Origin of the sequence: Vibrio sp. 10N.261.51.C6 (assembly GCF_041471785.1) — a bacterium.
Classification (GTDB): Bacteria; Pseudomonadota; Gammaproteobacteria; order Enterobacterales; family Vibrionaceae; genus Vibrio; species Vibrio crassostreae_C.
The window spans coordinates 124,494-131,038 of record NZ_JBFRPB010000069.1; the positions used below are offsets into that span (position 1 = coordinate 124,494).

At 43.4% G+C, this 6,545-nt stretch carries 7 protein-coding genes; 6 read left to right on the plus strand and 1 reads right to left on the minus strand.

The features are described 5' to 3' along the window. Positions 1-62: 62 nt before the first annotated feature. The 5 genes from AB4375_RS18990 (at position 63) to AB4375_RS19010 (ending at position 4,436) form a co-directional block, all read left to right on the plus strand. The gene (locus AB4375_RS18990; protein WP_017062564.1) at positions 63-578 is read left to right on the plus strand and encodes an NUDIX hydrolase; all 516 of its coding nucleotides are present in this window, start codon (positions 63-65) and stop codon (positions 576-578) included. Positions 579-617: 39 nt separating this feature from the next. Next, complete coding sequence (gene ltaE / locus AB4375_RS18995; RefSeq protein WP_372052310.1) at positions 618-1,622, plus strand: low-specificity L-threonine aldolase; 1,005 nt, start codon at positions 618-620, stop codon at positions 1,620-1,622. Between the two features lie 88 nt (positions 1,623-1,710). Further along, positions 1,711-2,025, plus strand: a complete 315-nt coding sequence (locus AB4375_RS19000) for a cytochrome c (RefSeq protein ID WP_372052312.1) — start codon at positions 1,711-1,713, stop codon at positions 2,023-2,025. A gap of 167 nt (positions 2,026-2,192) precedes the next feature. Next, entirely contained in the window at positions 2,193-3,128 is a 936-nt protein-coding gene (ylqF, locus tag AB4375_RS19005; RefSeq protein WP_050646173.1) for a ribosome biogenesis GTPase YlqF, read from the plus strand. A 282-nt stretch (positions 3,129-3,410) separates the two neighbouring features. Then, positions 3,411-4,436 carry a GGDEF domain-containing protein gene (locus tag AB4375_RS19010; RefSeq protein WP_372052313.1) on the plus strand — a complete coding sequence of 342 codons (1,026 nt, stop codon included), beginning with the start codon at positions 3,411-3,413 and terminating at the stop codon, positions 4,434-4,436. Between the two features lie 168 nt (positions 4,437-4,604). Here AB4375_RS19010 and AB4375_RS19015 read toward each other — a convergent pair whose 3' ends face one another. Continuing rightward, positions 4,605-5,150: an N-acetyltransferase gene (locus AB4375_RS19015; RefSeq protein WP_017062600.1), complete on the minus strand. Its 546-nt coding sequence runs from the start codon at positions 5,148-5,150 to the stop codon at positions 4,605-4,607. A 166-nt stretch (positions 5,151-5,316) separates the two neighbouring features. On the opposite strand from AB4375_RS19015, the gene AB4375_RS19020 reads away from it, so the two are divergent. Then, entirely contained in the window at positions 5,317-6,459 is a 1,143-nt protein-coding gene (locus tag AB4375_RS19020) for a fatty acid desaturase (protein ID WP_017062601.1), read from the plus strand. Positions 6,460-6,545 lie beyond the last annotated feature (86 nt).

Genomic DNA, 6,545 nt, shown 5'->3' on the forward strand with positions numbered 1-6,545 from the left:
ACGTTATGGTGGTGCACGTCTTCCGTTATACGAAAAATTGGCAAGGAATGTGGCCAGACTGCATGAGTAAAGTTATCCATAAATGGAAAAGTATTTCTCTCATAGAGGAGAACGTGACGCTCCCTACGAACGTCGTGGTAAAACATACAACAATCAATCACCCTGGCGCGGCAGTTATTCTTCCTATCACTTCGTCTGGAAAAATCATCCTCATTAACCAGTTCCGCCCTTCTCTAAAGAAATGGCTTTTGGAACTACCCGCAGGCACGATGGAAATAGATGAGACACCTCTTCAATGTGCCCAACGCGAACTGGAAGAAGAAACAGGTTACAGTGCAACTTCTTTTCAAAGCTTGGGGCAAGTCACCCCTTTGGCTGGCTTCTGTGATGAGATACAACATCTGTTTGTCGCAAAAGACTTAAGCCTCACTACCCGCTTTGAATGCGATGACGATGAAGTAATAGAAGTGATCGAACTGAGTTTAGAAGAACTGCACGATAAAATACGACACGATCAAATCACTGATACCAAAACTATCGCTTGTTTAAGTAAAGCCCAACTATGTGGCCATCTATAGCCAATTATATGGCTACCTAAAGTACTCTAGGAGAGAAACATGGACTTTCGTTCTGATACCGTAACTAAACCTTCGCAAGCTATGCGTGACGCAATGGCAAACGCAGAAGTGGGCGATGATGTTTATGGCGATGACCCAACCGTCAACGAACTAGAACAGTGGGCAGCAAATGAGACAGGCTTTGAAGCGGCAATGTTTACCTCTTCAGGTACACAAGCCAACCTTCTTGGCTTAATGGCGCATTGTGAGCGTGGTGATGAATATCTGTGTGGCCAGCAGGCGCACAACTACAAATACGAAGCTGGCGGCGCTGCGGTCCTTGGTTCTATCCAACCTCAACCAATCGAGAATAACCCAGACGGTACTTTAGACTTTAAAAAGCTTGCCGCTGCGATTAAGCCCGACGACAGCCACTTTGCTCGTACCAAGCTTCTTAGTTTAGAAAACACGATTAATGGCAAAGTACTTCCAATGTCTTACCTAGCGGAAGCTCGTGCGTTCGTAAACCAACACGGCCTGCAAATGCACCTCGACGGCGCGCGCGTATACAATGCGGCAGTAGCACTGGATGTTCACATTAAAGAGATTGCACAACACTTCGATTCAATGACGATCTGTTTATCAAAAGGCTTAGGCGCGCCGATTGGCTCTCTACTTCTTGGTAGTAAAGAGTACATCGCCAAAGCACGCCGCCTACGTAAAATGGTGGGTGGCGGTATGCGTCAGGCAGGTATTCTTGCCGCAGCAGGTAAAATGGCGCTCACGGAGAACGTGGCTCAACTTAAAGCTGACCACGACAATGCAAAAAATCTAGCGATTGGTTTAAACAAGCTAGAAGGCTTTTCTGTTAACCCTGATTTCATCCAAACTAACATTGTGTTTGCTAAATTAGATGAGTCCGTAGATATCAACCGCATCGCACGAGAGTTAGGTGAACAAGGCATTACTATGTCACCTGGTAATCCTGTTCGCTTTGTTACTCACCGTGATGTTAGCGCAGAAGACATAGCTCGATTCCTAACAAAGTTGACAAATGTACTTTAAGCCATACTAAATGTTCACCCAGAACAAATAAGACTTGAGCTTCCTCTTAGGGGAAGCTTTATAATCATGTTTTTATCGGAGTAAAAACGTGCATTACCCAACCTTCGCTCTAATATTACTAGCTCTTTCCTCTAACCTTCATGCCTCTGATTTTGGCGACGCTGAACTAGGTAAAGTTAAATCACCAAGCTGCGTTTTTTGTCATAACCCTACCAGTCAATCGACTAATAACTCCTATCCTAAGCTTTCTGACCAAGATCCAACCTATCTCTTTAATACAATGAAAGCGTATCAAACCGGAGATAGGCAGGGCGATTACGCGGATATGATGCGAGCGCAACTGAGTAAGCTTAACGATCAAGATTTGAAAGACATAGCGGCTTTTTACGCTTTACAAGATTAGCGGCTCCCACCTTCAATAGGTCAATCATCAGCTAAATAAACATCACCAAGTCGCCTATACTTCAAGCAAACTCACTGAGCTCATTGAAGGTCGGGATAGATATACCTTTACACGTATCATCCAACCCTTACAATGTGCAGCAAATATATTTATCAAGGTTTATCTCTATGTCTATTCAATGGTTTCCGGGTCACATGCATAAAGCCCGCAAAGAAATCGAAGAAGTTATCCCACAAGTTGATGTGATCATCGAAGTACTGGACGCTCGTATCCCGTTCAGTAGTGAAAACCCAATGATCTCTTCACTGCGCGGCGATAAGCCTTGTGTAAAAGTGCTGAACAAGCGTGACCTTGCTGATCCTGAGCTTACTGAGCGTTGGATTGAGCACTTCGAGAAAGAGCAAGGCGTTAAAGCGATTGCCATTACCACCAGCGTAAAAGAAGAAGTTAACCACGTGATGGAGCTAGTACGTAAACTGGCACCGCACCGTGAGCAAATGGGCAAGAATATTCGAACAATGATTATGGGTATCCCTAACGTGGGTAAATCGACCATTATCAACTGCTTGGCTGGACGTACGATCGCGGTTACTGGTAACCAACCTGCGGTAACTCGTCGTCAACAACGTATCAACCTGCAGAATGGCGTAATCCTATCTGACACTCCAGGAATCCTTTGGCCTAAAGTAGAAAACCCACACAGTGGCTTCCGCTTGGCTGCGACAGGCGCTGTAAAAGATACAGCAATGGAATACGATGAAGTGGCATTCTACACAGTAGAATACCTAGCAAAGCAGTACCCTAACCTTTTGCAAGAACGTTACCAAATTGAAGAACTGCCAGAGTCTGACATCGAATTGATGGAAGCGATTGGCCGTAAGCGTGGTGCACTTCGTGCCGGTGGTCATATCGACATTCACAAATGTTCAGAAATCCTGCTTCACGAATTGCGTAATGGCACTTTAGGTAAGGTAACGCTTGAGTTGCCAGAAATGATCACACAAGAGCTGATCGAAGTTGAAGAAGCGGCTGCACTGAAAGCCGAACAACAGATTAAGAAAAAAGAAGAGCGTCGTAAACGTTACTTGAAGAACAAGCGTTAATCGCGATTAGTTTTTATAATCTGCTTTAGTTTCTGTTTACCACTCTTACACCAGCCTCTAGATATTCACGTTCTATCGATAATAGAGCGTGAATATTGCCTGCTACCGTTTGTTGATCTAGCTAACATACTGACAAATCTATAGAAACGGTCGTTTACAATCCCAAGCACTGTGACATACTACGCAAATTATTGTGTATCAATCTCGGCTAATTTCTCAATGCGCTCTTATTCTGGGTTCAAGAATCAAAGATTTAAAACCTATTTCGATAATGAAATTTATTTGCCGTACATAAATTTCATCTACATCCCGATCTCAATATTCTGTGCATTCATCATCACTGACTACATCCACTTTGGTAGTGAGAGCCTTACACCTGTCATTTTCCGAGTCATACTTTTTCTATTGATGATGGCAGCTGCCAGATATTGCATCACCAACAAACCCAACGTTTTAGAACCCGTAGAAAGTGCCTTCCTTGTAATTAGCTCGCTTTTTTTGGTCTATGTCGGTCGGCTTGCGATTGAGTTAAACAACTTCGATTACCAAGGCGGTATCATTTTAGTCATGATCTACATTGGTACGTTTTCACGACTGTCAGCCAAATACAGTATCTCTACGCTGTCGTTTATCTTTTTGGCTTATCTCATCGGCCTTGCACCACTGCTTTATGAAGCAGAGCCAAAACATGAAATAGAAACAATTTCCGTTTATATCTCGGCTTACATCCTCATCTCGGCGGCCTGTATAAGACGTGACTTGGAAGTACACAAACGTTTCGCTCAATCCGAGCAACTGCGCAAACAAGCGATTCAGCTTCGCAAACAGTCCAATATGTTCGAGGCCCTTTCCTATCAAGACGCACTAACGGGCTGCTACAACCGCCTTTATCTTCATCAGGTGATAGAACCGAGCATAGACCGTCAGCGATCCATTACATCGCTCATGATAGATATTGATCATTTCAAATCGATTAACGACACCTACGGCCATCAAATGGGTGACATGGTGATTAAAGAACTGGCCGATGAGATTCAAAAACGACTACCGACTAGCAGTAACTGCTTTCGATACGGCGGTGAAGAGTTTTTGGTGCTGGTCCAAGGAGAAACCGAGGCTTCAATTGAATCGCTGGTTAATGCCCTTTTAGAATCCCCTACTCGCCTTAGATTAGAAGTAACAATTTCAATCGGTGTGAAACATGCGCCTCAGGCCCTTGGTTCTGTCGAGCAGCTTATCGACGACGCCGACCAAGCACTCTACATTTCGAAGAAAGGCGGAAGAAATAAGATCACGTGGTGTGACTAATTACCCAGTATTTCACGCGCCTTAGCGATTCATTTAATGACCACCAATTCAATCAAAAAAGCCCCGAGCAACTTAATACTCGGGGCTTTTGTCTTTGTTCTTCTGCTTTAAAATAGCTTCGTTAAGAACCTGCTACTCAGCAAAAAAACAGTATTCAACAAGAATCGACTAAGAATACACAACGCTCGCTGTTTTCTGTTCAAGTTCAACGGGAGAGCTCCAAGAAATCACTTTTTCATTCACTTGGCTGCCACATGGTGCGTTCCAAACTTGCTCTAGTTCTTCTTTGCCACCAATCGCCTGATAAAAAGCAATCGCTTGGTGGTTCTCAGACATCACCTCTAGGTAAAGCCCTGAGTCCGAATAGTATTGCTGCAACCACTTCGACAATTCAGACAACAGACGCTTGCCTACACCTCGTCCACGATAATTATTATCTACATGTAACGCATCGATGAACGTACCACGCTCAAAGTTGTGATTACCGAACGCGCAGACAAAACCAACCAGTAAACCGCCTTCCTCAAGCAATAAAACATGTTGGTTGAAAGGAGGATTAATCAAACGAGTCTGCCAAATAACAGATCTGTCCTCCAAAACATCATGTTCTAGGTAATCATCAGCAAGAATGCCACGGTAATATAGCTTCCAGCTATCCGCGTGTAATTGGGCAATCCGCTCATAATCTTTATATTCAGCTACCTTAATTTCCATTTATTAGCCCTTAGTACTTCCATTTATGACTTGCTACTACATTTCACACTACCTTTATACAATATTTAAGCAAAACATACTAATACACGTTTACACTTTCAATATTGACTTACACGTGTACGCTGATATTCTAGCGCACAGATGTAAGCCCAATGGAAATTTGCTAATGAATAGTGCCGACAAACAATCTACAAAAAAGCCGCCATTAATCTGGCTCAATATTTTTGTGTTCTCTTTTAGTATGCTGCTTGCTGTTGTAGCGGCTCCCGTTTATGGCTACTTTTTTGGCTATGGCATGGAGCACTGGATATGGCTAGCAATCTGCTTTACGTTCTGTAACCTTTCAATCACGACAGGTTATCACCGCTTATGGTCACATAAAGCGTTTGAAGCGCATTCAAGCCTAAGATTCCTGTTTGCATTAGGTGGTGCATTTGCCCTGCAGAATAGCGCGCTACACTGGTCTTCTGATCACCGTGTTCACCACAAGCATGTCGATAACAACGACAAAGACCCATACTCTGCAAAACGTGGATTTTGGTACTCACACATTGGCTGGATGATTCGTAATTACAGCACCTCAATGTACGAAAACTACGAAAACTGCCGTGACCTTAAAAAAGATAAGATTGTTATGTGGCAGCACAAGCACTATGTTCTGTTAGCATTACTAATGAATTTCGGTGTTCCTATCGCTTTAGGCGTGATTTACGGTGACGTGATTGGCATGTTGTTAATCGTAGGTGCAGTTCGTTTGGTACTTAACCACCACACAACATTCTTTATTAACTCTCTTGCTCACATCTGGGGTAGCCAACCTTTTACTGACAAAAACACAGCGCGTGATAACGGTGTGTTAGCAGTACTCACTTTCGGCGAAGGCTACCACAACTTCCACCACATCTTTGAGAACGACTACCGTAACGGCATCTACTGGTGGCAATACGATCCAACAAAATGGTTGATTAAGAGTGCTTCGTTGATGGGACTGGCAAGTAAGCTTAAGAAAACCCCTCAAGCTCGTATTGAGAAAGCTGAAGCGTCAATGTTACTTAAACGCACCCAGCAAAAAATCATGCATCGTGCCGACAAGCAACAAATCGCAGAGAAGCTTCAACAAGAGTTTGATGCTCTAGTATCAAACATGAACGAATATTACGAAGTTAAAAAACAGCTACTTGAAAGCAAGCGCGAAGACGTTGTGAAGAAGTACGAACACTCTGTTCTTAAGGTTCGTTATCAGCAAATCAAAATGAATTTCGAACAACAGAAGAAAAATTGGGCAATGACGGTTGAGCAATACGCTTAAGGTAAGACAGTACGCTTAACACCCCAGTAACAACACAGTTTGATTCTTATTCAAAAGCCCTCATATTTGAACTGACCCCCAATAGT